This is a genomic window from Archangium minus, from assembly GCF_044360475.1.
Lineage (GTDB): Bacteria > Myxococcota > Myxococcia > Myxococcales > Myxococcaceae > Archangium > Archangium minus.
In genome coordinates this window covers 5,257,999-5,277,668 of record NZ_CP043494.1, presented here as the reverse complement: position 1 = coordinate 5,277,668, position 19,670 = coordinate 5,257,999, and the positions used below count along the sequence as shown (strand labels likewise).

Genomic DNA, 19,670 nt, shown 5'->3' with positions numbered 1-19,670 from the left:
CGCGGAGTCGGGGATTACGCGCCCAGCGTCGCGCCGCCGTCGACACAGAGGTCGTGCAGGGTGATGTGGCGGGCGCGGTCGGAGACCAGGAACGCCACCGCATCGGCGATATCGGCGGGAGTGGCAATCCGGCGCAGCGGAATGCCCAGGCGGAAGGTCTCGAGCGAGCCGGCGATCACCGCCTGCGCGCCGTTCTCGTCGGCCCACATCCCACGCTGCATGGCCGTGTCGGTGGAGCCAGGGGACACCACGTTGCAGCGGATGTTGTGCTGCGCCAGCTCCAGCCCCAGGCACTTGGTGAACATGGTCGAGGCAGCCTTCGAGGCGGCATAGGCGGCCATCTGCATGCGGGGCACTCCAGAGGCGTTCGAGCCGACGGTGACGATCACCCCAGACTTCCGCGGCACCATGCGCCGAGCGACCGCGCGGGAGACATGGAAGACACCGTGGGTGTTGACCGCGAAGGTGGTCGCCCAGTCCTCATCGCTGAGTGACACGACCGAGCCCATCCGCAGCACACCGGCCACGTTGGCGAGGATCTCGATCGGCCCCAGCTCGCGCTCGACTCGCTCAACCACCGCCTCGACCGCGGCGCTGTCGCTCACATCGACCTTGAAGGCCGCGGCGCGGCACCCACGCTGGCGCAGCTCCTCCACGAGAACGGACAGACCCTCCTCCCGGGTGTCGAGCGCAGCGATCGACGCGCCCTCAGACAGCGCCCGAGCCACCGCCGCCCCGATGCCCTGTGCGGCCCCTGTCACCAGCGCCACTTTGTGGGTCGTTCCCATCCGTTCCCTCTTCCCTAGGGCCGGAAACCGCCGGCCCGAATGACCAAGGGATAATGAGAATGGTTCTCATTATCATTTTCCTGTGGGCGCACTCTTGCCATGTCCCGGCACGCCAAGTCAAGAGCCTCTTTCACGGGTTGTGCCAAGTCACAGGATGTTGAAGGTTGCGAGGTCCGGCCCGAGACATCCATGCGCCCCTGGCTCCAAGCACATCTCCTGGTGGCCCTCCTCCTGCTCACGGCGTGCGCGACGGATGCCGGAAGGGTGGTCCCCCACAGCAGCATCCAGGTCCACCTCGATACGGGAGCGGGCACGCCGCGAATCCTCACTCCGCCCCGCAGGGCCCCTGTGGAGGTGACCCAGGCGCAGTTCGAAGCCACCCTGGCGCGACTGGTGCCTGAGTTGGAGCTCCCCTCCCCTCCCCGGCAGAGGCTGGCGCTCATCTCCTGGAGCAAGCCGGGACAGGAGGACGAGCGGGCGGCGATGTCACGCGGCTACCACAGCTGGTGCGAGCGCCGAGGCACTCCGGGCGACTGCCTGTCTTTGCTGGGAACGGGACTCGACCTGGGACCCGAGGCGCGGCGCACGCTGGCGCTGACCATCTCCCTGGGGTCGGTGTGGGACGGAGCAGTGGGGGTCTGGGCGGAAATGGTGGACCCGGTGGCGCTGCAATCCATGTTGATGTCCGCCATGGCGGGCTACCTGGCGATGCTGGTGCTCCCCAATCCCGTAACCCAGGCGGCAGCCGTTTCTTTCGGCTGCTTGATGGTGGCCTACCTGGGGCTGGACACAGTGTGGAGCCTGTTGGAGGGATGGAGACGGCTGGAGCAGGAGACACAGCAAGCACGTACCTTCAACGAGGTACGTGAGGCTGGCGAGCGTTTTGGCAGAGTGATGGGAGCGCAGGTGGGACGCCTGCTGGTGATGCTGGCGACGGTAGCCATCGGGTCGACGACGAGCCTGATGCTGAAAGGGCCACCGCCGGGACTGCCGGGTTTTACGCAAGCGACCCGCACTGCCAAGACGCAGTTGGGCCTGCGGCTGGCGGCGGTAGGCCAGGTGCGGCAGGTGCTGGTGGGCCCGGGTAGCTTCACCCTGACCCTGGCACCAGGCGCCCTGGCCATGGCTTCCCAGGGCTCTAATGATGAGGACAACACGTCCGCCCCCAACCAGACCGCCCAGATCCATGCTCCGAAGGGATACCGACTGCAGGAGATCGAGTCCTGGCGGAAACCCAGCTTCACCGAGGATGGGAAGCTCCTGCCCTACAAGGGGACGCGGAACCCGCCCAACCCCATCACGAATCTGGGTCACAACCGGGCTGGCCAGACGGTCTCGAACGGCAAAGCCACAGTCAAGTTCGACAAGGATGGCTTTCCCGAGTTCGACACAAAGTTCGAGACCATCCTGGATGACATCCATATTGGCAGCAAACGTCCTGAACTCCATTTCAAAGCAGCCAACAAGAATCTCTACAACGCAATCCAGAAGGACCTCGATCTGGCAAGAGCTCTCGGCTTCGCTCCGGCAGACATCGAACGACTCCTAACATTGCGCAAAGCACCACCCGGCTATACATGGCATCACCACCAGGATGTCGGAAGGATGCAACTCATCACGGCTGAAGAGAACCGACTCTCCCTGCCTCACACTGGTGGCATGGCCATCTGGGGTGGAGGTCAATGACTATGACCATTCGATGGCTGAACTACCTCTGGCAGGAGCCACATCCGGCGACTCTCGATGAGATCGAATTGCTGGAGCGTCAATGGGACGTGCAGTTCCCCGAGGAATACAAAAAAGTCGTATCCCTTCACCAGGGTATGACTCCTGAACCGTGCGTCTTCGATGTAGGCAGGGGCACAGATGTCTTCAACACCCTCTTGACGATCTGTGAGGATGAAAGATGGCGCGTGTATTCCGTGAGGGGCACGTACCAGGCGCTGAAGCATCATGTCCCCCCAGGCATATACCCATTCGGTGACACCCCTGGCGGCCAGTACGTATGCTTCGACTACCGGACCACTCCTAAGCAGCCCAAGATCGTTCTCGTCACGGTGGAGACGGACATCCACCCCATCGCGGACAGCTTCTCGGATTTTCTTGCAATGCTGCACGACTAAGCGGTCCACCCTAGGTATGACGATGGCAATACGCTGGGAAACCTATATAAGGTGCTGGCGAGCCGACCGTGGACGCCACCGCAGAAGAAGTGGCTGGAGCAAATCGGCAACCAGCTCACGGCGAACGTGGTGCTGGACCGGCAGTCCTTCGACTCGGGGGCCTTCAAGGACCACGGTGGATGGGCCGCGATGGACAAGGCGCTGGAGGGCAGGCTGGAGCAGGTGCTCGGGGAACTGGTGGACCACGTCTGGAGCCCCGCGGCCAGATGCATCCCAGAGGGTTCCATGTCATTTCCACTGAAAGGCCAGTGGCGGCAGGGGGTGCTCGCCATGAGCGCCCTGCTCCAGACCCGCGGCTCGACGGGTTTCGCCTTCGACTCGGCGACGAGCGCCTGCCGGCAGAATCCTGGTTACTGCGCCAGCGTTGCAGGCGAGCAAACCGTAGTGCCCACCACCCTCCGAGGCGCCGCCGAGGTCGCCTGCCCAGCGTCAATTACTTTTTCCCCTTGGCGACAATTACACTTCCCCATCGGGTTGATGTTCTGACTGCGTTCACTTCATCGTCGCCGTAGTCGTCGCTACGTCCGTCGGAGCCTCTGGGTCGGTCACCTCCTGTGCCGTGGTGTTACTCGTCCCCAGGCGCCTTACGCGGGGCCTTGTCGACCGTCTCCCGGCTCTTGGCCTTCTCGCTGCGGTAGCTGTCGCCGGTGAGTTCCAGAATCAGCGCGTGGTGCACCACCCGGTCAATGGCCGCCGCCGTCGTCATCGCGTCCTTGAAGATTCGGTCCCACTGCGAAAACACCAGGTTGCTGGTGATGAGGACACTCCTCCTCTCGTAGCGCTGGGCCAGGAAGGTAAACAGCACCTCCATCTCCTCCCGGTCCTGCTGGATGTAGCCGATGTCGTCCAGGATTACCGCGTCGTACCCGTCCAGCCGCCGCAGCTCCTTCTCCAGCAAGAGGTTCTTCTTGGCCGCCAGTAGTCGCTGCACCAGCAGCACCGCCGGCACGAAGAGCACCTCGTAGCCGCGATGCACCAGCTCGTGTCCTATGGCGCTCACCACGTGCGTCTTGCCGCGGCCCGGCAGTCCGAAGGCCAGCACGTTCTCCGCGCGCTCCACGAAGCCGCCCTCGCACAGGGCCGGTAGCTGACGGCGCACCTTGGCCGGCAGCTTCTCCTGCTCGAGCGTGGCCAGCGTCTTGTCCGTGGACAGCCCCGAGGCCTTGAGCAGCCGCTCAATGCGTCGGCCCCGGCGCTCGCTCAGCTCCAGCTCCACCAGCTGGCGCAGGTAGTGCGGGCACGTCCAGCCCTCCTGTCCGGCGCGCCTGGCCAGCTCCTCGTGGTGGGCGGCGAATGCCGGCAGCTTCAGCGCTCGCAGCAGCATGGCCAGCGTTTGCTGCTGCTCGTCGGCGGCTCCTGCCGCTGCCCGCAGGGACGTGGAGGTGGAGCTCATGACGCCACCTCCCGCTGCTCCACCAGCAGCGCGTCATAGCTGCTCAGGTCCACCTCGGGCTGCGCCAGTTCGGGCACCTCGGGCCGGGCTGGCGCCACCAGCGCCTTCACCTGCTCGGCACCGCGCAGTCCGCCCTCGGCCAGCAGCCTCGCCAGCACCTCTTCCACCTGTGCCTCCAGCGTGGAAGCCGAAAGGTGAAGAATCCGCAGGTACTCCACGTCCGCGGCTCTCCCCTCGTGTACCCGCTGCAGCTCGTCGTACGCCTGGCGGAATACCAGCGAGGGGAAGAGGTCCTCTCGGTAGCGGTACTGCGCGAAGGCCCCGGGCTTCTGCACCAGCGACCAGATGATGTGCCGGTAGTTGATGCGGTGCCCGTTGCGGCCCACCAGCCTGTCCACCACCAGCTGCGGCTTTCCCGCGTGCAGCACCTCCAGCCTGTCGTCGTACACTCGCACCCGCACGCGCTGGCCCACCAGCCGCGAGGGCACCGAGTACGTGTTGTGCTGCACCCGGATGGTGCTCCACGCCGTGACGACTACCTCCAGCTCGCTGTACTCCACCAGCCGCTGCACCGACAGCGGCCTCATCGCCAAGAGCTCCTCCTCCACCTTCGCTCCGCGCAGCCGGTTGGCCTTCTCCAGCACGCCCTGCACCCACTTCTCGTACGCCGCGGCGCTCTCGAAGTCCCGGCTGCCGCGCATCAGCAGGTGCTGCAATAGCCGGCGTTTGAGCGCGCCGTTGAGCGCCTCCACGTCCCCGTTCTGCTCCTTCTTCCCCACTTCAATGGTGCGCGGCTCCATGCCCAGGTGCTTCATGAGCGCGAGGTACTCGGCGTTGAAGCCCCGCTTGCCGTTGCGCAGGTCGTGCGTGGCGCTGGTGGAGTTGTCCGTCTGGTGGTAGCGCGGCACCTTCCCCAGCCGGAAGACGGCCGCCTGCACTCCGCGCTTGATGGCCGCCATGGACTCCGAGTGGCACACCGTGGCCCATTCCCAGTTGGAGTAGGGCAGCACCGGGTGACACAGCAGGTGCGCGAAGGGCTGGCCTCCCACCGTCACCTCCAGCTCGTTGGCCCACGTGAAGTCCGTCTGCATCGCCTCCCCGGGTCGATGCTCCTGGGCGAAGAACACCTGCTTCTCCGGCCCCTGCTGCGCTCTCCACTGGCGCACTCGCCGCTGCAACGTGCGCAGCTGCCCCGGCTTGTAGCGTCCCGGCTCGCGAGCACACAGCTCCTCGAAGAGCGTCTTGGCCTCCAGTTCCGGCGCCTCCTTCAGCCTCTCGGCCAGGCTGTCCCACTGCTCCTCGAAAGGGTCCTCCCGCGTCCTCCAGGTGCGCTCCTGCTTGAGCTCCGAGGGGAACTTCCCCTCCTTCACGTACTTGCGTGCCGTCTTGCGGTCCATCCCGCCCGGGCCGACGCCAGCCCGAGGCGACCGTGCTTCGCCATCTCTTCCATCAGCTTCCTCACCTGGGCATCCGTCGTCCTCACCCGTCCATCCGAACCTCCGGAGTCACCGGGTTTCTACCGACGGCTGCCGTCACTCTGGATGGGGAGGTGTAGTTGTCGTTGATGGGGAGGTGTAGTTGTCGCTGAGCAGTCGCCTCCGTGGCGGCCCCCCTCAAGGTGCTGACTCCCAATATGAAGTCCACTATCGAGCGCGAGTTGGTGGAGTGCGCCGAATGGGCGAACGAGACCGTCAATCGCCAGCACTTCGGCGGCAACAGTCCCTCACGAAGCCAATGCCAAGAGGAGTTGGGGAAGGACCCGTTCGGTTCCGAAGAGGAACAAGCCCTCCGTCAGCAGGGGTGCGCAGACGAACTCGTGGGGACACTCGTGCCCGATGTAGTCATTCACTCGGGCAACCCTCTCGATGTCCTGGCAGTCTACGACTTCAAGTTCCCCTGTCCCACCAGCGATGAACCCAGGTGGAACGACTATCCCAAAGGACACCCCTATCACGAATCCAATCAAGGGGCGATGTACCACAGGGCTTTGGGAGTGAAGCCCTTTCGTGTGGCTCCCATCTGGAGGATCTACTGATGAGTGAGCACTATCCGAAAATACGGCTCACCTCGTGGCATGGCGGGCTGTTGATGCGCGAGAGCTTGAGTTTCTGCTTCTACATGCGGCGCTCTCACGAAGAGGTAGCTCCCGCAGTGGCGCGCTCGTTGGAGGTGTACCTGCGCGCCGTGGGGCCTCGGGCGCTTGCCTGGTATCCCGATGACCACGGCGAATGGTGGGAGTTGGATGCCTCGGGGTGGGACGTCGTCCAGCGCCAGTTGTTCGATGAAAGCTGGCCCGGCAGCCACATCTTCGACTTGTGCGAGAGTCCGGATAGCGCCCGTGGTTACGAGGTCGAGTACTGTGGGAAAGGGCTTGAAGCATTCCACCCGGGCGCAGTCTGCGCCGTGTCCTTCTGGTTGCCTACGGAGTACCTGGAGGAACATGGCCCGGACCATGTGCGTGCGTTGGCTGCGTGCACCGGACCATGTGGAACACCGATTCCGGGGGAAGTGGAACACTGATTCCGGAGCAAGTGGAACGCCCATTCCGGCCATGTGGAACACCGATTCCGGGCAAGTGGAACGCACCCTGGAAGTAGGTGGCGGGATGGGAAACCCAGTGGAGCGTTGACGGTGCTGGACGAGCCGCCGCCTCTGACCACCCCCCCCAAGGAGGTGTTGATGGCGGCAGAGAGGCTGTCCATGCGCAAGCTGAGAGAGTTGTTGAGGCAGAGGTTGGAGCTGAAGCTGTCGGTGCGGGAGATTGCCCGGAGCCTGGGAATCGGAGTGGGCACGGTCAACCGCTACCTGTACCGGGCGCAGGCGGCGAAGCTGACGAGCTGGCCGCTGCCGCCGGAGTTGGACGACGACGCGGCGCTCACGGCGCTGCTGTTCGCGGACGAGGGCAAAGCGGTGGCGAGCCGGCCCGAGCCGGACTGGGCGCACGTGCACGCGGAGCTCAGGAAGAAGGGCGTCACCAAGTTGCTGCTGTGTGTTACCGCGCACGCTTGTTGATGGAGATTTGGACCGGCTGGTTGATGGGCATCAATGAAGATGAGCGGGCCTGGAGCAGACTGGCTGATGGGCATCGATGAAGATGAGCGGGACTGGAGCAGGCCCGGTGATGGAGCCCTCATCTTCCATGCGCGCGGGGAGGGCACGGCCGATGAGGGGCCATGGCGGGGCTCCAACTGGTGCGCTGCTTCTGGCGTTGGACTCACACCGGATTGGGACTGACGGCGTCGACCTGCCGTTTGAGGCCGAGGGCCCTGACCGGTGCCGTCAGGCACTCCCGCCAGCCAGGGGGCGAGCAGCGGCCATGGCCCGCGGAGCACGAGTCGGACTCCATGCCGTGAGGGTCGACCGCATGTGCTGCCTCCGGGGAGGCCCTGTCGGCCCCAGGGCCGACAGGGCCTGGGCGCAGGGCATACCTGTAGCGTGCCCGGCCGGGAGCGGACCAGGAAGGGGACTTGTCGGGTGGGTGAAGCTGTCGGGCCCTGGGCTTGAGGACTGTCCCTCACTGAGCGCGCGCGGCGCCCAGGAATGCCTGCGTGCTCAGGGGCGGGGAGGGAGCGGCGGGCGGGGCGTAGCCGGCCACGACGCTGGCGACGTGGGCAGCGGCCTTGCGCGGGTGCCAGTGCGGCGGCCAGGGACGCATGGCGTGCACCTGTGCGAGCAGCTGCCCCTGGTGCACGGCGCGCAGCCAGCGCAGCGGCGTGCGCCAGCGCCCGGCTTCACTGGCGCCTGTGTGCTTCCAGGGGTTGACCAGGCGGCGCACGGCTTCCAACCCCAACCCCACCAACCCCCACAGCGCCAGGGCCCACACCATGGCCGCCACCGAGTACAGCCTCCGCCACGTCACTTCCCAGGGCACCACCGTGCACGTGCCACCACACGCCCGGCAGCGGTAGCGCCGCACCTGCACCACCCGCACCTGTGCCTGCTGCCCGGGTTGGGCAGGACCTCGCACCTGACGGCTGCGTGTGCCATGCCCTTGCAACACCAGGCCGGCTCCCACTGGCCGGCTGGCCGCTCCACACCTCGGGCATTGCCCCGGCCGTGCCGCTTCCACACTCGGCGGAGCCTCTTCCCACCTGTCCACTCCCACCCGACTGCGCACCAGCTGCTGACGGCCTGCTGTCTGCTTCTCCATCACCTCTGGCGGAGCCCGGGGCCCTGGCCTGTACCTGCCCCTGTTTCTCTTCCCCCGCCCTTGCCCGGACGTCGGGGTCGGCTTCACGCCGTTTCAGCTCCGCCCTCCTGCGCCCCAACTACTTCGGCCGTCAGGCTCTGACCCGAACCTCCTGGGTGATGGGCCACCCTACGACCCGAACCCCCTTCCCATCATCCAGTCGGTCCGTTCCCGGGCCGATCTCCCCCATCTAAGCTGCGCGGTAACACTGTGGCAGGAGTACCGGGAGGGCAACCCGGAGGGCTACCAGTACAGCCAGTTCTGCGAGCGCTACGCGCGGTGGGCCAAGAGCGTGAGCGTCACCATGCGCCAGGAGCACCGGGCCGGGGAGAAGTGCTTCATGGACTTCAGCGGCGATGGGCTGCAAGTCCACGACGCGGTGAGCGGTGAGGTGCGGGTGGCGAAGCTGTACGTGGCGGTGCTGGGGGCCAGCAACTACACGTACGTGGAGCCCGTCTTCAGCGAGGACGTGGGCACGTGGGTGGGGTGCAACCAGAGGGCGCTGGAGTACTTCGGAGGGGTGCCGGAGATGGCGGTGCCCGACAACCTGAAGGCGGCAGTGACGCGCACCAACCGGTACGAGCCGGACATCAATCCCAGCTACGCGGACATGGCCAGGCACTACGGCTTCGCGGTGGTGCCGGCGAGGCCGCGCAAGCCGAGGGACAAGGCGAAGGCGGAGAATGGGGTGCTGCTGGCCGAGAGGTGGATTCTGGCGGCGCTGCGCAACCGGCGCTTCACGTCGCTGGGTGAGGTGCGCGAGGCGGTGGCGGAGCTGCTGGAGAAGTTGAACACGAGGCCCATGCGCAAGCTGGGCAAGAGCCGCCGGCAACTCCTCGAGGAGGTGGAGAGGGCGGCCCTCAAACCGCTGCCGGACAAGCCCTACGAGCTGGCGCACTGGAAGAAGGCGCGCGTCAACGTGGACTACCACGTGGAGCTGGAGGGGCACTGCTACAGCGTGCCGTACGGGCTGGTGGGGCAGCAGGTGGAGGTGCGCTACACGCAGTCATGCGTGGAGGTGCTACTGGGCAGCCGGCGCGTGGCCAGCCACGTGCGCGGCGAGCAGCGCGGCGGCTTCACCACGTTGGCCGAGCACATGCCCAAGAGTCACCGCGCATATGCGGAGTGGACGCCGAGCCGGATTCTCTCGTGGGCCGCCACGGTGGGACCCAGCACGGCGGCGCTGGTGGAGGAGTTGATGAAGCGCCGGCCCCACCCCGAGCAGGGCTTCCGCTCCGCCCTGGGCGTCATCCGCCTGGCTGAGCGCCACGGACAGCAGCGCGTGGAGAAGGCGTGCGCGCGGGCGCTGCGCCACCGCGCCTACAGCTACAAGTCCGTGGCCGCCATCCTCCAGCACCACCTCGAGGAGGTGGAGGCTGCGCACGAGGACAAGGGAGCGCTGCCCGCGCACGAGAACGTGCGCGGCGCCGACTACTACCACTGACGCTTCGCGCGCCCGGCCACGGTGCGCGGACAACGCTCCGCGGTGTCGGCCTTCGCGGCCCGGTACCTCGGAGGACGCCTGCGCGCGCCCTTCGGGCGCGCTCCGGCGCGGCAACACCCAACAACCCCAACGAAGAGACGAGACGATGCTGACGGAGCAGACGCTTACGAAGCTCAACGCGATGAAGCTGTACGGCATGGCCAACTACCTGCGCACCTGGATGGAGCGGCCAGCGGACACGCAGGTGGGCCCGACGGAGCTGGTGGGCCTGCTGGCGGATGCGGAGTGGGTGCACCGGGAGAACAAGAAGCTCACCTCGCGCCTGCGCAACGCGCGGCTGCGCCAGACGGCGTGCCTGGAGGACATAGACTACGGCCTGGCGCGCGGGCTGACGAAGGCCCAGGTAATGGAGCTGTCCACCTCGCGCTGGGTGGCGCAGGCGCAGAACGTGCTGGTGACGGGCCCCACGGGCGTGGGCAAGAGCTTCCTGGCGTGCGCGCTCGGACAGAAGGCGTGCCGCGACGGCTACAGCGTGGTGTACCGCCGCGCCTCGCGTCTCTTCGACGAGCTGGCGCAGGCTCGCGCCGACGGCACCTACCCGCACCTGCTGCGCAGGCTCGCCAAGGCCCAGGTGCTGATTCTCGATGACTTCGGCCTGGAGCCGTTGGGCGCCAGCGAGCGCAAGGAACTACTGGAGGTGTTGGAGGACAGGTATGGCTCCGGCGCCACCGTGGTGACCTCCCAACTCGACTCCAAGGACTGGCACGCGGTGATTGGCGAGCCCACCCTGGCCGACGCCATCCTCGACCGGTTGGTGCACAACGCCCATCGCCTCAAGCTCACCGGCGACTCGGTGCGCGACCCGGAAAGGAATTTGACCCGGTCCAAGAAGGGGGCGAAGTGAACCCCGGCCAGCGTCGCTGACGCTCCGACTGTTCCACATGGCCGGAACGGGTGTTCCACTTCGCCCGGAACGAGTGTTCCACTTCGCCGGAATACGCAGTTGGCACTGGAGCTCGCCGCTCCGCTGCCCTTCTGCTCCGGCCATGCGGGCCTTGCCTTCAATCGTCTCGGCACCCCTCCGGAACTTCAGCATCTCCGATTCCGTTACCCAGGGATGGATGTTCCCAATTTGATGAGGTTGTCCTGGAACATCGGCACCCGGGTGAAGGGTCCCTCCTGGCTGACATTCCTCGGCCAACCCGTGCTCGGCGAACTGGGGGGGACGGCGGGCCTGCGCTCCCGTCTCTCTTCTCCGGACATCACCGTCCAGGAGATGGAAGGCGAGCGGGCCGTCGTCACCCTGGGAGAATGGCCCGAAGCGGGCGACACTGAGCAGGGCCGCTACCTTCCGCTTTATCGCGAACTGGCGCGCGTGCTGGAGCCCTGGCTCTACCAGGAGCCTCCCAGCCGGGACAGCATCGCGGCAGAGGAGATGCACCGCTGGGAGCGCCGATTCCTCGACTGAGTGATCAAGGCACGGACCAGCAGCCCGGGCCTGTCCACCCCTCGCGGCCGCTCGCCAGCACCACCTTGCGCCATCCGCCCTCCTCCGCCACGACCTCCAGCCGGCTCCCTGCCGACAGCCGCTCCAGCACCGGAGCCACCGTGGTCGCCCTCTCCCGCGCCATGCAGTCTTGGGGCAGTACCTCGGCTGGGATTTCGTGCTCCACCTGCGCCTGTGCCACCGGAGGCCTCGCCACGTTCATCGGCTCCGTGCGCTCCGAGGTCCTCGTCATCAGGCCCACCAGTCCGCCCAGCAGCACCGCTGCGACCAGTCCCAGCACGCAGCGCGGGTCCTCCCATACCCGAGGCTTCAGCGCGACCTCCATCGCCGGTTGTGCCGCGGGCATCCCCAGCGTGGCCCTCATCTTCTGCTGCTGTGCTCCCTCCACCTTCGCCGCCAGCTCTCCCGAGCGCTTCACCATCTCCTGCGACCACGTCCGCAGCGGCGCTACCTCCGCCTCCAGCCTCGAGCGCAGCGAGGCCTTGCGATGCAGGAAGTGCGACACCAGCGCCCGCCGCTCCGCCTCGCTCACCGCCAGGCTTGGATCGAACCGGAAGCCCTTCTCCACCTCCTTCGCCCACGCCACCAGCCTCGCCGAGCGCACCGCGCCGAACCCCGGCACCTGCCTCACGTCTTCCTTCAGCACGTCGTACGCGGACTCGATGCCCCAGCGCACCAGGTTTGACTTCAGCCCCTGCTTGATGCCCTCGATCTCCTGATCCTCAATGAGCGCATTGCGCAGGAATTGCTCGCGCTGCAGCGCCTCACGGTGCTGGAGCTGCCGGCGCTGCTCGGCCTCGTACTCCGGCTGCAGCCTGCCGTACTCCGCTCGCAGCCCGTGCAGCAGCTGGCGCGCCCGCTCCGCCAGCCGGTTCAGCTCCTCCTTGAAGCGCTCGTACTCGGCCTGCGCCGCCGCCAGTCCCGACTCCGCCTGGCGGAGCAAGCCCTGCTGCTCGGCCATCAGCGCCGGGAGTCGGAGGTCCCTCCGCCCCTTCCACCACAGCACCGAGGCACTCGCCAGCAGCGTACAGGAGGGCACCAGGATCAGCTGCCCCACCCTCGAGGACGCCAGCACCAGCACCCACCAGCCCACCGTAGCCAGCACGCCACCCACCAGCATGGCCAGACTCGCCTGCCGGACCCGGTTCACTTCCGCCTGGAGATCCTCCGGCAGCCACTCTGGCACCGCGGGCATCGGCGCAACCGGGGCCGGAGCGGTCAGGTTCGGAGACAACAGCCTTTGCGCTTCGAGCCACAGCGGCTCGATGTCCGGGAAGCCACACGTGAAGCCCTGTGTCGGCGCCTGGCTCCCTGGCGCGGTGAAGAAGGCCACCCCGCGCGTGGCCATCATCTCGCACCACGGGCAGGCCGCCAGGTGCTGCGGATACTTGTGGGTGGGCTCCTGAGGGCACGTGCGCAGCGCTCGCGCCAGCGTCTGGAGCGCCCGGTACCACGCCGTGGTTCCTGGCCTCCCCGTCCGCGAGGCCTCCGGCGCGAAGGCCTGCTCGAAGAGCCCGGCCAGTTCCCCCGGCAGCGTGGCCAGCGGCAGGTGGATCGCCGGCGGTGTCATCTGGAGCGCCCGCGCGTTGCGCCCGTAGGCGAAGCGGAACTCGCGGATCGCCCGCTCCGGCGTCATCTCCCCCTGTCCGGAGAAGACGCCCGTGAAGGGATGGCGCCCCAGGAAGAGCAGGTGGAAGAGCAGCACCGCCAGGCTGAAGCCCTCGTGCGACGCGGTCCGCTCCAGCCCCGCGAAGCTCTGGCCCTGCAGCTCGGGTGGCGTGAAGAGCGGGACGCCCACCTCGCAGCGGTACACCCGGCTCCCCGCCCGAATCTGGAACGAGTCACAGTCGATGAGCCGCACCGTGGCGTCCTTCGGCGACACCAGCAGGTTGCTCTCGTTCACGTCCCCCACCAGGTGACCCAGGGCGTGCAGCTCCTCGAAGACGCTGGCGCAGTTGAGCGCCGTCTGCACCAGGAAGGCCCAGTCCGCGGTGGGGAACTCCTTGCGGCGGCTCGCCGTGGAGTACAGCAGGTGGATGGGCTTGAAGCCGTTCACCCGGGGCATCGTGAAGCCACGCACCGGACCTCCAGCACGGCCCTCGTACAGCACCTCGTGCGGCCAGGCCGCCAGCTTCTCCACTCCCTTTGGCGCATTCGCAGCCATCCACAGCAGCTTCTGCCCCTGCTCCGCCGGTGGCGCCGACAGGTACACCTTCGCCACGTGCTGGGCATCCCGGGGCAGCGCATACACCGCGCCCTCTCCCCCTCGTCCCAGCTCCGGGCCCAGGGCGATCCGCTCACCTCGCGAGTTGAAGAGGAGCGTCTGCGACACGGCCTACCCGCACGGAGAGGACGAGCGCCCCGTCCCAGACAACGGCATGAACCCGCAGCTCATGGCGTCCCCTCGGCGGGTGCACGAGCTTCCCGGACGGCGAGCACGAGCGTCTTGTCATCGTCCGTGCGCTCATTCACCGCGGGCGAGTCCAGGAACGAGCGCAGGGGCACCACCAGGTCCTCCGGGTGCGCGGCACCGCGCAGCGCGGTGAACAGGGGCTCGAAGAAGGGGCGGTGCACGGAGCGCGACGCGAAGTGCAGTGCCAGCATCTGCAGCCCGTCGGTGAACAGGGCCACCTCATCCACCGGCTCCCCGCACACCACCTGCAGCACCTGCTCCAGGTCCGGCGAGGTGACAAACCAGGTGGTGTTGGCGTACTCGCCCACCTGGGGCCAGAAGATGGGTACGTAGCCCTCGCCCTGGCGCACGACGATGGCCCCGTCTCCCACCTGAGCGAACACGGCCGCGTGCTTCCCCACCACCGCCGTCAGCAGCGTGCAGGCCAGCTCGCGCACCGGCACCTCGCGCCTCGTGGCCTCCTCCTCCAGCGTCCGCCGCACCTCCCGGTACCAGCCGCGAATCCGCTCCGGATCTCTCACCACCTCCGGGCCCTCGCGCTCGAGCGCCTCGCAGGCCACCTCCACGAAGCGCCGGCACGCCAACGCCGAGCCCTCCTGGCTCAGCCCGGCACTGCCTGCACCATCCGCGCACGCCACCACCAGGAAGGACTCTTGCCCCGGACACGTGGCCGTGCCCGCGCAGCTGTCCTGACACGGCGTGGCCGAGCGCCGGTGCGAGGTCCCCTCCAGGGACTGCTGGAGCAGCCTCCACATACGGTATGCCCTGTCCCTAGACGGAGGCCCAACCGCCGGGCGCCGCCGGGTTGGCCAGCCGTACCTCGTCCGTCGTCTGCGAGCGGGACACGGCCTTCTGCGAGTTGGACAGCCACTGGAACAAGTCCCGGAAGCGCAGGCCGTCCAGCTTGAGCGGCTCGCGCACGGAGATCTGCTTCAGCACGTCGAGGTTGGCCCCCTCCACGCCCACGGCGAAGAAGGAGAAGGCCTTGGAGGCCTCGCCCTGGCGCACGCGCTCGGCGGCGGACTGCCACGCATCCGTGGGGCCCCCATCCGTGATGAGGAAGATCCACGGCCGGTAGAAGAGGATGCCGTTCTGCCGGTAGAGGCTCTTGCGCTCCGACAGCATGTCCGTGGCGCGGACGATGGCCTCTCCCATGGGGGTGTTGCCCTCGGCCATCAGCGTGCTGGGGAAGAAGGCGTCCGCGGTGGAGAAGTCATGCAGCGTCTGCACCTGGCCCCCGAAGGTGACCACGGCCACCTCCACCCGCTTGGAGGCCAGACTGTCCGCGGCCAGCTCGTCGCGGTACTGGAGCAGCCCCGCGTTGAGCGCCTCGATGGGGCGCCCGTTCATGGAGCCGGAGGTGTCCAGCAGCAGCACGCACGGACAGCGCGGCTCCGGGTTCTCTGCGAACGACAACGCTCCAAACGGTACTTGCTCGGCCACGTGGCTCCCTCTCGGGTGCGCGGGGCGGGTCTCCCCCCCAGGCGGGTACCGAGGATCTACCAGGGCGGCCCAGGGTTGAACAGGCACACCAGGAAGGATGCCCGACACGGCAGGCACCGGACGCCAACTGCGTGACGCCAGGCCGCTCACTCCCCGGGCAGGGAGAGGCTGGCCCGGAGGCGCTCGGACCCGCGCTCCAGGACTCCCGTCGGCACGGGCTTGCGGCGCAGTTTAAGCTTCAGGTTCGTGGCGGGCAGACGTATCTCGCCCCGGGTCTCGAAGAAGCTCTCATCCGGCGAGAGCTCGTACTCGTAGCGGCCGGGAGCGAGCCCGTCCACCTCGAAGCTCCCATCCTCGGCCGTCGTGGCGCTGCCTCCCCGCGGGACCTCGCCACGCGCTTCCCCGGATGAGGGGGGGCTCCGCACCTCGCGCGAGGAGAGGCGGATACGAACGCCTCGAATCCCCCGTCCTCCCGGATCCAGAATGCGCCCGCGCGCCGGAGCTGCCGGCTGGAGGACGAAGTCCGCCGAAAGGGCGCTCCCAGCGGCCAGGTCCCGTTTCATGGGCTCGCTCGGGAGAACGTGGCCAGCAACCTTGACGGAGAGCCCCACCTGGCCCGGATCCACGCACTCGAAACGGAACCGTCCGTCCGCGGAGGTGGTGGCGACGAGCCTCCGCCAAACCTCATCGCGGGTGAGGATCAGCTCCAGCTCCGCCCCTTGAATGGGTGCCCCCTTGGGACGCGCGACACGTCCGATCACCTCGCCGCAAGGCTCCAGGGAGAGTCGAGCGTCCGTGAAGTCCCCCTCCTCGGGGATGCGCACCGCCGCCGTCGCGATCTCCCTCCCCTCGCGCACCTGCAGCGTATAGCGGCCGGGTGGCAGGCCCTCCATCCGGAAGCTCCCGTCCGCCCGGGTCTCCTCGAGCCGCCGCCATCCCTCGCCCTCGAGTTGGACGCGGAGGCCCGCCACCCCCTCCCCCTGCCGGAGCACGCGGCCCGAGAGCGTCCGAGGCACGTGCAGGCGGAGGGACAGCGCGTCCCCACCTACCGGGCCCGCATCCGCGAGGCGCCCGGGAAAGGAGGCGACCGCGTGGAACTCGCCCGTGGGGACTCGAGGGAAGACGACCTTTCCTCCGGCGTCCGAGGTCGCCAGGAAGGCGTAGCCTCCGGCCCGGGGAAGCAGCGCGACCTGCGCACCGGGAAGAGGCCGCCCAGAGTTTCCATCCGCGACATCCACCGTGACAAGCCTGCCTGCTTCCAGCGGAACCCGGGCCACGTTGGCTCCAGCGGGAATGGCGGCCACGAAGGCGGTCCCCTTGGGTCCGCTGGCCCAGAGATCGTAGGTGGCAGCCCGAAGGTTGGAGAACTCGAACCAGCCATCGGCATCCGTCACGGTCTCGCGGAGTGGCGACCTACGACCGAGCCAGTCCGCCGTCTGGGCCAGCTCGCCCTTCATGGCTCCGCACCCGGCGTCGAGGATCGTCGTCCCGGGCTCACCCTGGACACAAGCGCGCGCGGAGAGGGGCACGTCGGCATGGAGAACGGCGCTTACCGTTACACCCGCCACGGGCTTTCCCTCCCAGGTCACGACTCCCCGGAGGACAAGGGGACCCGAGGGAAGCGGCTCCCGGACAGGCGTCCGCTGGGGAGTGGAAGCCTCGGAGCTCGAAGGCGCCACAGGCTCGTGCGCACAGCCCCAGATAACGAGCACGAAGACTCCCACCACGGCTCCCAGCAGGCGCGACACCCAGAGCTCCCTTACAGTCATGAAACGCAGCGGACTCTACCCTGCTCCACCCCTGACAGGGACCTGAGGGAGGGGGGCTCGCGGCCTTCGCCGGGTCGTGCTACCGATTCTCCCTGAAACCTCTCCCGGAGGAGAAGACGTGCCGCTGTCCGTGGTCCACGAGGCCCCCTCACCCTTCGGGACCGTGTACGTGGTGGACGAGGGCGATTATCGCACGCTCCGCTTCGACAGCCCCGACGGCACCCTTCAGAGCGCCATCCTTAAGAGCGATCCTCTGGCGGTTCCCACGAACTACGTGCGCGTGGCCACTGCCGGGCTCGCGCTCACGAAGGGCCGCTCCCGGGTGCTGGTGGTGGGGCTTGGTGGAGGCGCGTTCCCCATGTTGATGCACCGGCTCCTGCCCCGCCGCGCGCAGGTGGACGTGGTGGAGCTCAACCCGGTCGTGGTGGACGTGGCCCGGCGCTTCTTCGGCGTCCGCGAGGACTCCCGGCTCCACATCCACGTGGGGGACGGGGCCCGCTTCATGGCACGGCAGGGGGCTCGCTACGATCTCATCCTGCTCGATGCGTTCTCGGACAGCGGGACGCCGGATCACCTGAAGGAGTCCCTCTTCCTCAAGGACGTGCGGAGCAGGCTCGTACCCGGCGGGGTTGCGGTGCTCAATATCGCGCTGGAGGAGTCGAGGAACGTGGCCCAGCGAATCGAGACCTTCGCCAGCGCGTTCGAGGACTGCGCGAAGCTGCGCGGAGCCTCGGCGTACAACAACCTCATCCTGGTCGGCACCCTGGAGCCGCTGCCCCCCGAGCCCCTGTTCCGGCAGCAACTCTGGAGGCTCGCGCGCGAACTGGACTTCCCGGCGCTGACGGAGAGCGTCGTGTCCTTCGAGCGGATCGCTGGCTATTGATACCATCCAATCATATCCGTCCGGCAAACGATGTGCTGCAGGGGGATTGAGGGCGGACAGAAGCCCTGCTCGGCGGAGACCGTGAGCTGAGCAGATGGAGACCAAAGGAGCCGGTACGAACGAATGACAGTGTCGAGCCAAGTCCCACTTTGCCGCGTTGGAGCAGAACCGGCCTGTTGACCTTGGTCCTGAGCGCTCTTTAGGCGGGCGAGTACCACTCCTTCATGGAGTCCTCGAGGATGCGCTCGCGCATCTCGCGCAGAGAGCGCCTAACAAAAATCTATATTGAGAGGTGCGACCTCTGTGGCGGGAGGGCCCAACTCCTATTTTTGTTAGACGCTCTGAATCACTCCACGGTGAGCGCTGCTTAATATAGACAGGTTGCGCCACTTTCCATGTTGTTCTTGTGGAGCTGGATAGTCTTGCCCGCCTCCCAGTAATAGTAATTGCTCGGGGAGATATCCTCGACACCGTCACGATGGAGCAGGTTGTTCAGCCCGCCATTCGCGGTGAAGAAGATGATCGCCCGCGTACCACTCGGGTTCACCACACCATGGGTGCGGAAACGGCAGTACTGCGAATTCATCGGAGTGGCAGGGGCCAGCAGGTTCAGGACATCCTGGGTGGCATTGTAGGGTTCGTCCACGGCCTGGAGGATAGGAATCGTGTACCGTGTATTCAGGACCGACGCCATGTCTTTATACAACGTGTTCATCTCGTTGAGTTCCTGCTGCGGCCCGACCCCGTAACGATGCGAGTACCAGTAGGGCAGGATGATGTCCCAAGTGTCGCCCGGGGTGAAGAAGTTCGGAGGTACATTTTTGGGATCGAACCATCGGTATTTGTGCCCATTCGTGTTCTGGGATGGGTCGAAGAGGAAGGTGACCATGACCTTCTTGCCTGGGGCGAGATCGTTTGCAGAGGCGCCACCATTGCAGTCGTTGGCTTGACCCGCTGTACCCCTGATCATCTGGTTGAGCCAGCGCACTACCCAAAGGCTGATTCTCGGGCAAGTCACGTCCCCATCTTGAGCGGAGGCACATCCCCCTACGTTGTCCTTGATGTTGACGTCGTCACGAAGCATGAACCCGTAGACCTTCGGATGTGAGCCGTACTTCTTTACGAATTGGCACATCCCCTCTGGCGAAAACCAGTTCTGTGTATAGAACGGATAGATGTCGAGCGGCAGCACCGCCATCGAGCCTGTATCCAAAGCAGCTAGCATGTCATCGATATGGGCATTGCGGTCACGAGCCCATCCCCCGGCGGGCGGGGTCGGCTGGGAGAAGTCTCCCCTGTCGAGTAGGAGCAGATTGAAGCCCTGGGCCTCAAGCCGGTCGATCTGGCTGGCGTTGCCAACGTACCAAGCCCCCGCGAGGTAACCCTGGGCTGCTACGGTACCGCAGCTCAAAAGGATGGCGATGAGCGAGAATCGCTTGATGGATTCAAGTACAAACCGTCTCACGAGATGTCCGCGTACTCGTTCATGGGCCTTGCAATCGAAGCTGGGCTGGATTCTGCAATACATGGCGTTTCGTCCTTTCGGTTGTGACTAAGTGCAGCTCAAGGCGGCCCTATAGAACCGCAGCGTAAAGCTAGTTCACTTCGCAACGGAGCCATTCATCCTGATGCCGTCCGCCTGAGTCCTGACTGCGACA

19 protein-coding genes are annotated in these 19,670 nt (G+C 66.7%); 10 read left to right on the top strand and 9 right to left on the bottom strand.

The features are described 5' to 3' along the window. Positions 1 to 14 precede the first annotated feature (14 nt). The gene (locus F0U60_RS21925) at positions 15 to 788 is read right to left on the bottom strand and encodes a 2,3-dihydro-2,3-dihydroxybenzoate dehydrogenase (protein WP_395822932.1); all 774 of its coding nucleotides are present in this window, start codon (positions 786 to 788) and stop codon (positions 15 to 17) included. Positions 789 to 977: 189 nt separating this feature from the next. Between F0U60_RS21925 and F0U60_RS21920 the strand changes: the two genes are divergently transcribed. From F0U60_RS21920 to F0U60_RS21910, 3 genes are read left to right on the top strand one after another with little or no spacing between them, the layout of a single operon-like run. Continuing rightward, positions 978 to 2,474 carry an HNH endonuclease gene (locus F0U60_RS21920; RefSeq protein WP_395822930.1) on the top strand — a complete coding sequence of 499 codons (1,497 nt, stop codon included), beginning with the start codon at positions 978 to 980 and terminating at the stop codon, positions 2,472 to 2,474. Continuing rightward, positions 2,471 to 2,911 (top strand): SMI1/KNR4 family protein, encoded by a 441-nt coding sequence (locus F0U60_RS21915; protein ID WP_395822928.1) that lies wholly within the window; start codon positions 2,471 to 2,473, stop codon positions 2,909 to 2,911. The genes F0U60_RS21920 and F0U60_RS21915 overlap by 4 nt, the downstream gene beginning before the upstream one ends. 51 nt (positions 2,912 to 2,962) lie before the next feature. Next, positions 2,963 to 3,457, top strand: coding sequence for a type I restriction-modification enzyme R subunit C-terminal domain-containing protein (locus F0U60_RS21910; protein WP_395822926.1), 495 nt, complete (start codon positions 2,963 to 2,965; stop codon positions 3,455 to 3,457). A gap of 79 nt (positions 3,458 to 3,536) precedes the next feature. Here F0U60_RS21910 and istB (F0U60_RS21905) read toward each other — a convergent pair whose 3' ends face one another. Both istB (F0U60_RS21905) and istA (F0U60_RS21900) read right to left on the bottom strand, forming a co-directional pair. Next, the gene (gene istB / locus F0U60_RS21905) at positions 3,537 to 4,364 is read right to left on the bottom strand and encodes an IS21-like element helper ATPase IstB (protein ID WP_395822924.1); all 828 of its coding nucleotides are present in this window, start codon (positions 4,362 to 4,364) and stop codon (positions 3,537 to 3,539) included. Continuing rightward, entirely contained in the window at positions 4,361 to 5,761 is a 1,401-nt protein-coding gene (gene istA / locus F0U60_RS21900; protein ID WP_395822922.1) for an IS21 family transposase, read from the bottom strand. Before istA (F0U60_RS21900) ends, istB (F0U60_RS21905) begins: the two co-directional genes overlap by 4 nt. Before the next feature lie 203 nt (positions 5,762 to 5,964). Here istA (F0U60_RS21900) and F0U60_RS21895 point away from each other — a divergent pair, with 203 nt between their 5' ends. The 3 genes from F0U60_RS21895 (at position 5,965) to F0U60_RS21885 (ending at position 7,376) form a co-directional block, all read left to right on the top strand. Then, entirely contained in the window at positions 5,965 to 6,399 is a 435-nt protein-coding gene (locus F0U60_RS21895; protein ID WP_395822920.1) for a hypothetical protein, read from the top strand. Next, on the top strand, positions 6,399 to 6,884 hold the full coding sequence (locus tag F0U60_RS21890; protein ID WP_395822919.1) for a type VI immunity family protein: 486 nt from the start codon (positions 6,399 to 6,401) through the stop codon (positions 6,882 to 6,884). Before F0U60_RS21895 ends, F0U60_RS21890 begins: the two co-directional genes overlap by 1 nt. A 159-nt stretch (positions 6,885 to 7,043) precedes the next feature. Further along, on the top strand, positions 7,044 to 7,376 hold the full coding sequence (locus F0U60_RS21885; RefSeq protein WP_395822917.1) for a sigma factor-like helix-turn-helix DNA-binding protein: 333 nt from the start codon (positions 7,044 to 7,046) through the stop codon (positions 7,374 to 7,376). A gap of 502 nt (positions 7,377 to 7,878) precedes the next feature. Here F0U60_RS21885 and F0U60_RS21880 read toward each other — a convergent pair. After that, the gene (locus F0U60_RS21880; RefSeq protein WP_395822915.1) at positions 7,879 to 8,514 is read right to left on the bottom strand and encodes a transposase family protein; all 636 of its coding nucleotides are present in this window, start codon (positions 8,512 to 8,514) and stop codon (positions 7,879 to 7,881) included. Here F0U60_RS21880 and istA (F0U60_RS21875) point away from each other — a divergent pair. The 3 genes from istA (F0U60_RS21875) (at position 8,513) to F0U60_RS21865 (ending at position 11,465) form a co-directional block, all read left to right on the top strand. After that, positions 8,513 to 9,997, top strand: a complete 1,485-nt coding sequence (gene istA / locus F0U60_RS21875) for an IS21 family transposase (RefSeq protein ID WP_395825379.1) — start codon at positions 8,513 to 8,515, stop codon at positions 9,995 to 9,997. The genes F0U60_RS21880 and istA (F0U60_RS21875) overlap by 2 nt on opposite strands. A gap of 145 nt (positions 9,998 to 10,142) precedes the next feature. After that, positions 10,143 to 10,901: an IS21-like element helper ATPase IstB gene (gene istB / locus F0U60_RS21870; protein ID WP_395822913.1), complete on the top strand. Its 759-nt coding sequence runs from the start codon at positions 10,143 to 10,145 to the stop codon at positions 10,899 to 10,901. Between the two features lie 99 nt (positions 10,902 to 11,000). Further along, positions 11,001 to 11,465 (top strand): type VI immunity family protein, encoded by a 465-nt coding sequence (locus tag F0U60_RS21865; protein ID WP_395822911.1) that lies wholly within the window; start codon positions 11,001 to 11,003, stop codon positions 11,463 to 11,465. 4 nt (positions 11,466 to 11,469) lie between these two features. Here the strand turns inward: F0U60_RS21865 and F0U60_RS21860 are convergent, their stop codons facing one another. The 4 genes from F0U60_RS21860 to F0U60_RS21845 all read right to left on the bottom strand — a co-directional run bounded on the left by F0U60_RS21860 (position 11,470) and on the right by F0U60_RS21845 (position 17,108). Next, a complete protein-coding gene (locus tag F0U60_RS21860; RefSeq protein WP_395822909.1) occupies positions 11,470 to 13,836 on the bottom strand; it encodes an SH3 domain-containing protein in 2,367 nt (788 codons plus the stop codon). 59 nt (positions 13,837 to 13,895) lie between these two features. Further along, positions 13,896 to 14,672: a PP2C family serine/threonine-protein phosphatase gene (locus tag F0U60_RS21855; protein ID WP_395822907.1), complete on the bottom strand. Its 777-nt coding sequence runs from the start codon at positions 14,670 to 14,672 to the stop codon at positions 13,896 to 13,898. A gap of 16 nt (positions 14,673 to 14,688) precedes the next feature. Continuing rightward, entirely contained in the window at positions 14,689 to 15,360 is a 672-nt protein-coding gene (locus F0U60_RS21850; protein WP_395822905.1) for a VWA domain-containing protein, read from the bottom strand. Positions 15,361 to 15,506: 146 nt separating this feature from the next. Further along, a complete protein-coding gene (locus F0U60_RS21845) occupies positions 15,507 to 17,108 on the bottom strand; it encodes a collagen binding domain-containing protein (protein ID WP_395822903.1) in 1,602 nt (533 codons plus the stop codon). 139 nt (positions 17,109 to 17,247) lie between these two features. On the opposite strand from F0U60_RS21845, the gene F0U60_RS21840 reads away from it, so the two are divergent. Beyond that, complete coding sequence (locus tag F0U60_RS21840) at positions 17,248 to 18,012, top strand: spermidine synthase (protein WP_395822901.1); 765 nt, start codon at positions 17,248 to 17,250, stop codon at positions 18,010 to 18,012. A gap of 367 nt (positions 18,013 to 18,379) precedes the next feature. Here F0U60_RS21840 and F0U60_RS21835 read toward each other — a convergent pair whose 3' ends face one another. Next, complete coding sequence (locus tag F0U60_RS21835) at positions 18,380 to 19,540, bottom strand: hypothetical protein (protein WP_395822899.1); 1,161 nt, start codon at positions 19,538 to 19,540, stop codon at positions 18,380 to 18,382. Positions 19,541 to 19,670: the final 130 nt, after the last annotated feature.

What these genes read in the sequence shown, in the direction of transcription:
- F0U60_RS21915 (WP_395822928.1), top strand. Translation starts at nt 2,471, where the DNA reads ATGACTATGACCATTCGATGGCTGAACTACCTCTGGCAGGAGCCACAT.
- F0U60_RS21855 (WP_395822907.1), bottom strand. Translation starts at nt 14,672, where the DNA reads ATGTGGAGGCTGCTCCAGCAGTCCCTGGAGGGGACCTCGCACCGGCGC.
- istA (WP_395822922.1), bottom strand. Translation starts at nt 5,761, where the DNA reads ATGGACCGCAAGACGGCACGCAAGTACGTGAAGGAGGGGAAGTTCCCC.
- istB (WP_395822924.1), bottom strand. Translation starts at nt 4,364, where the DNA reads ATGAGCTCCACCTCCACGTCCCTGCGGGCAGCGGCAGGAGCCGCCGAC.
- F0U60_RS21885 (WP_395822917.1), top strand. Translation starts at nt 7,044, where the DNA reads ATGGCGGCAGAGAGGCTGTCCATGCGCAAGCTGAGAGAGTTGTTGAGG.
- F0U60_RS21835 (WP_395822899.1), bottom strand. Translation starts at nt 19,540, where the DNA reads ATGTATTGCAGAATCCAGCCCAGCTTCGATTGCAAGGCCCATGAACGA.
- F0U60_RS21880 (WP_395822915.1), bottom strand. Translation starts at nt 8,514, where the DNA reads ATGGAGAAGCAGACAGCAGGCCGTCAGCAGCTGGTGCGCAGTCGGGTG.
- F0U60_RS21925 (WP_395822932.1), bottom strand. Translation starts at nt 788, where the DNA reads ATGGGAACGACCCACAAAGTGGCGCTGGTGACAGGGGCCGCACAGGGC.
- F0U60_RS21920 (WP_395822930.1), top strand. Translation starts at nt 978, where the DNA reads ATGCGCCCCTGGCTCCAAGCACATCTCCTGGTGGCCCTCCTCCTGCTC.
- F0U60_RS21890 (WP_395822919.1), top strand. Translation starts at nt 6,399, where the DNA reads ATGAGTGAGCACTATCCGAAAATACGGCTCACCTCGTGGCATGGCGGG.
- istB (WP_395822913.1), top strand. Translation starts at nt 10,143, where the DNA reads ATGCTGACGGAGCAGACGCTTACGAAGCTCAACGCGATGAAGCTGTAC.